The sequence below is a fragment of the Pseudoxanthobacter sp. genome, assembly GCF_036822375.1.
Classification (GTDB): domain Bacteria; phylum Pseudomonadota; class Alphaproteobacteria; order Rhizobiales; family Segnochrobactraceae; genus Pseudoxanthobacter.
The window spans coordinates 3,321-6,559 of record NZ_DAISHT010000185.1 but is presented as its reverse complement, the minus strand read 5'-3'; the positions used below and the strand labels follow the sequence as shown (position 1 = coordinate 6,559).

Genomic DNA, 3,239 nt, shown 5'->3' with positions numbered 1-3,239 from the left:
GGTGGCGGAACGGCCCGCCGTTCATCCCGACCACGACCCGCAGCGGCGCATCCCATTCGAATTCGCCCCATATCGCCTGCCCGAAACCGGTCGGCTGCGACGTGATCTCTGTCCGGCTCCGGAGAGCCTCGGGGTGGAGATCTGTGGGGTTCCACGAGAAAGAGCGGCGTGCCGGATCGCTTTCGCCACGTCTCGCAGCAGCGCGAATTCCGCATCGCCCTGAGCGCGCTTCTCCCGATAGTCGGGATCGTCGTGGCAGCCGGTTTGCTCCGTCCGATGCGTCGTGGATGTGCGCGGCGAGCGCGTCGACGGAATGGATCGCGTTCATCGCGTGCCGGAGATCGGCCGGGTTCGCAGCGAAGTCGAGAATGTCCGGCCCGACGACAAGGGAACGGAATGCTCCCGGCGTCATCCGGGCCGCCCTTTCACCGCCATCGCAGGACACCTGCGCTCAGAATCGGATTTTGAACGTGCCATGCCGCGCGGAAATTACAAGGGTGCGACAGCGCTGCGGCGCTTACGGCAACATGAGGCGATGTCAATGATGTGCTGTGGTACAGCTGCCTGGTCTCGAACCAGGGACCTTCGGATCCACAATCCGACGCTCTAACCAACTGAGCTACAGCTGCATGTCCCGCATACCGGCCGGCAGCGCCGGCGGGCGTGTCGATTGCTCGACGTGGCGGAACCTAGGGGCAAACGCGGCAAAAGGCAACCCCGTTTCGGCGACCGCGGGGGGAGAAGCCGGCGAAGCTGCGATGCCGCCGTGGAAAACAGGGATTCCCCTGTCTGAACAGGATGTTACAGAACGGCCGGCACACCCCGGAGAGCACCGCGTCAGCCGGCTGCCGGCGCAGGATCGGCCGCGAATGTGGAAAACCGCACCTCCACCAGCGTACCGTGGCCGGGCTCGGAGCGGATGGAGAAGGCGGCGCCGTTCGCCTCGGCCAGCGCCCGCGTCAGCGGCAGGCCGAGGCCTGTGCCGCCGCGCCGGGCACCGCCGAGACGGCGGAACGGCTGCATGGCGAGCGCGATTTCCTCGCCCGACATGCCAACGCCGGTATCGCGGCAGCAGAACACCACCTCGCCCGGCGCGGACAGGCTGGTGGACAGAATGACCTGCCCGCCGACGGTGTTGAACTTGACGGCATTCGACAGCAGGTTAAGCACGATCTGGCGCACCGAGCGGCGGTCGGCGCGGATGGGCGGCAGGCTTGCCGCCAGCGAGGTGCGCATGATGACGCGCTCGTTGCCGGCCTCCGGCTGCATGATGCCCACGCACTCGCGCACCACCGCGTTGAGGGCAACCGGCTCCGGCTCCAGATCGGCGCGTCCGGCCTCGATACGGGCCAGATCGAGCAGATCGTTGACGAGGCTCAGGATGTGGGCGCCCGAGAGGCGGATATCGCTGAGATAATCGCGATATCGCGCCGTGCCGACCGGGCCGAGCCGCTCTTCCAGCATGACTTCGGCAAAGCCGATGATAGCGTTGAGGGGCGTGCGGATCTCATGAGTGATGCGTGCCAGAACCGCCGACTTTTCGGCACTGGCCGCCTCCGCCGCCCGCACCGCGGCAGAAAGCGCCGCCTCGCCGCGCTTCCATTCCCCCACATCGCGCAGCGTCAGGCACACCCGCGCCGCACTGCCTTCGCCGAAGTGGCCGAATCCGATCATCAGCGGCACCTCGTCGCCGGCCCCGGAAATGGCGACCGCCTCAATATCGTGGCTGCCGGGCCCGGTGCCGGGCTCGCTCAGCCGGGCGATGGCCTCCTCAAGCGCACCGCGCCCCACAGAGGTGACGATGTCGCCGACCGGACGGCCCCTGAGCTGGGTGCGCGGATGCCCGAACAGACGCTCGGCAGCCCGGTTGACGGTGACGACGGTGCGCGCCGCGTCGACCACGACGACCGCATCCGGCAGGGCATCCAGAACCTGTTCCGCCTCGCCGGGCCCGGCCGGCGGGGCCGCGGCCGCAGCCGGCGCGATGGCCAGCGCAAGGGCCGCAGAGGCCGCCTCGTCCTCGGCCGCCTCGCGCGGCTGCAGCACCATCAGCAGCGCCCGGGCCGGCCCCCACGGCACGGCGTGCATGCGCGCTTCCACGGCCACGGCGCGCCCGTCGGCGCGGCGCACCTTCAGCATGCGCACGCCGCCGCTGCCGGGTTCGTCCACGAACAGGCTGGCAAGACCGCCGGCCGCCTCGAAGGCCGCCAGATCGGGCTGGCCGACCAGCCGCAGAGCGGCCGAATTGAGATAGAGCAGCCGGTTGTTGCGGCACACCAGAAGGCCGATCGGCAGCCGGTCGAGAATGCGGGTGTCGGGCTCCTCGCCCTCCGCACCAGCCATCGCCGGTGCGGCCAGCGGCGCAAGGGCTTCCGCCGGGCCGCCGCCGGGGGTCTGCGAGGCCATCTCGTCGTCGCCCTCGAAGCGGGCGCCAAGAGCGGCCGCGATCAGGCGAAAGGCCTCCCATTCCGGCCGCGACAGCCGGCCGATATCGTCCTCGTCGCTGCCAGCCGGGGCATCCTCCCCGCGGCCGAGGGCGTGGGCTGCGGCCTCCGGCGCGGCAGCCAGCACGATCCGGCCAAGGCCGGGCTCCGGTTCGTTCACCTCCTCCGGCAGAACGTCCGGCCCGGAAGGCACCATGGCTTCGGGCAGATCACCGGCTTCCGGCAGATCGCCGGCCTCCGACAAGCCATCGGCGGCGGCCTCCGATGGCGGGCCACCGGCCGCGCCGGCCCGGGCCGGGCTGTCGTACATCGGAAGACCGGCTGCGACAGCGGCGGCACCTGCGACGTCCGCCGCCGGCGCCGGTTCGAAGAAGTCCTGCGCCCCCGGCCGGGTATCCGAGGCCGCAGCCGGTCCTTCGCCCGCCAATGCCGGAAGGATCGCCTCGCCGGCCACGCCCGGTTCCGGCGGCGGCGCTTCCGCTGTCGCGGCCCTGATCCAATCCGGCCGCGGGGGTTCGTCTCCGGGCGGCGCGGCCGGCAGGGGCGGCAGCCCCTGCATCAGCCGCAACGTCTCTGCATCCGTATCGTCCCGCATCCACGCAGGGCGGTCGGCGCGGGCAGCCGGTGCGGCCGGCAGCCCGGCGCGTGCCGGATCAGCCTCGCCGGTCGCCTGCGATCCGCCCGGATGCCCGGCGGGAAGCGCTGCCGGAGCCGCCGCCGGCACGGACACGGGCGGCCGTTCGGCCGGGGGGGCGGGAGGCACCACGGGCCCATCGTCAATCGTTACAGTCGCGG

General features: G+C 71.3%; 2 protein-coding genes and 1 tRNA gene. All 3 read right to left on the bottom strand.

Translation table 11 applies throughout. The features are described from left to right. The coding region (locus V7067_RS14150; RefSeq protein ID WP_334176547.1) for a hypothetical protein at positions 1-412 on the bottom strand (412 nt) is incomplete at its 3' end. Between the two features lie 140 nt (positions 413-552). Further along, a tRNA-His gene (locus V7067_RS14145) sits at positions 553-629 on the bottom strand. A 208-nt stretch (positions 630-837) separates the two neighbouring features. Further along, entirely contained in the window at positions 838-2,754 is a 1,917-nt protein-coding gene (locus V7067_RS14140) for an ATP-binding protein (protein WP_334176546.1), read from the bottom strand. Positions 2,755-3,239 lie beyond the last annotated feature (485 nt).

Excerpts from the sequence above, each read along its gene's own strand:
- V7067_RS14140 (WP_334176546.1), bottom strand. The coding sequence starts at position 2,754 with ATGTACGACAGCCCGGCCCGGGCCGGCGCGGCCGGTGGCCCGCCATCG.